General features: G+C 37.6%; 1 protein-coding gene and 1 pseudogene. One reads left to right on the top strand and one right to left on the bottom strand.

From position 1 onward, the window contains the following. Positions 1-470: 470 nt before the first annotated feature. A pseudogene (locus EKM61_RS11865) lies at positions 471-800 on the top strand (DDE-type integrase/transposase/recombinase); the annotation flags it as partial. Between the two features lie 294 nt (positions 801-1,094). On the opposite strand, the gene EKM61_RS11860 reads toward EKM61_RS11865, so the two are convergent. Continuing rightward, the gene (locus EKM61_RS11860) at positions 1,095-1,496 is read right to left on the bottom strand and encodes a Spx/MgsR family RNA polymerase-binding regulatory protein (protein WP_068226317.1); all 402 of its coding nucleotides are present in this window, start codon (positions 1,494-1,496) and stop codon (positions 1,095-1,097) included. Positions 1,497-1,646: the final 150 nt, after the last annotated feature.

Genomic DNA, 1,646 nt, shown 5'->3' with positions numbered 1-1,646 from the left:
CTTATGTCATTAAGTAATGACACGGTTCTAACCCTTTAATTATACAGTATCAAAAAAGAGGCCACAACTGTTAAGTTGTGACCCTATTTTTGATGATCTATGCATTTTTTGTGGAATATGATAATTGGTGGATTGCAAATTTAATCCGAATGCTCTGCCAAATTATGAGCGATTAAGTTTTCTATTGGATTTATTGGATCTCGCTAAACTAAGCGGACCTACTCAGTGATCTTTTAAAATCTGTTTTTAATCTTTGTTAGATAGAATCCCCTTTGATTTAATTTCATTAAAAAGGTGATTTCAGATGATTAATTATCCCAGCGATATTACGCGACAGCAATTTGACCTAATTCGACCTGCTCCTATACTGAAATTTGGTACCAAAATCATTAGATTTTGTGTCATAATGATAAAAATCAGAATAGGAGTTTTTTTATGAAATATTATTCAGATGAATTTAAAACGCGCGCATCAACTTTAAAATCAAACAAGTCGTTGGCTTGACCAATAAAGATCCGATCACCACGGAATATCGTTTTTTGAAGCAAACAATCGAACGCTTAAATCGCAGTTTTAAAGGTAATTACCGTGCCAGTACTGGTTTTGGTTCACCAACTGGCTCAGCTAGTTACACAGCCTTATATTCGGCTGCTTATAACTTTTTACGGCCACATGAAGCGCTCGATTATCAGGTGCCGGTGTCCTTACCCGAATTGCAAGATAAACCCCGCATGTACGATAAGTGGCTGGCGCTGATTGATTTGGCGCCAAAACAATTACCGACTGCGCAACCAGCCTGAATCAGAATCAGTCTAAGTTCAAAATTTAGCGAGCTGTAGGCTTGTTTTGTGCTACTTATAAACGACTATAACCGATCTTAAGCAGTGCGAGTGTGGCACCAATATCGTTAAATGAGCTAATACTAGCGATCACTTTCTCGGTAGCAGTCACACCCCTTCCTGAACCACGGTTTTCATAGAACTTTTGACGTTACCTTTAATTTAATTGTATCAAAAAAGCCGTGCCACCCCTAGCCCGGCTTCAACCTCAATCTTATTTTATCTGTATTACAAAAGCTTGCTTAAATTTTACATCTAGACTTCAGCCGCGTTGATCATCGCTTGCATAAAATCCAAGCGCCGAATATGCCGCGGTATGAATTTCCGAATTTCATCATCATTGAAGCCAATTTGTACTTTATTTTCAGTGACAATAATCGGTTTACGTAGTAAGTGGGTCCGTTCGCAAAGTAATTTTAAAGTTTCATTAAATGACATATCTGGTAGCTGAGCAGCAACTTCTGGATACGCACGCGAACGAGTAGAAATAATATCATCAAAACCATTTTCAGTCAGGCTTAAAATGTGCTTCAATTCTGCGGTCGTTGGCGCCTTTTTACCGACATTTTGTTCTTCAAATTGGACATCGTGGTCCCGAAGCCATTGGCGCGCCTTTCGTGAAGAATTACAACTTGTCTGCGTAAATAATTTGATCATTGTGCTTCACTCCCCTTATCTTTTGCCTTTAAAATTTATAGTATTCATAATGTATAATTTATTCCCAAATTGCAAGAACAAATTAGCCACGCAATAAATCCCGGCAAGACAGTATTTTCATTGATATTCATATTTTAAAGATTCAATCTT

Source organism: Loigolactobacillus backii (genome assembly GCF_003946275.1).
GTDB classification, from domain to species: Bacteria; Bacillota; Bacilli; order Lactobacillales; family Lactobacillaceae; genus Loigolactobacillus; species Loigolactobacillus backii.
This window is presented reverse-complemented; position numbering and strand designations above follow the sequence as displayed.

Excerpts from the sequence above, each read along its gene's own strand:
- EKM61_RS11860 (WP_068226317.1), bottom strand. The coding sequence starts at position 1,496 with ATGATCAAATTATTTACGCAGACAAGTTGTAATTCTTCACGAAAGGCG.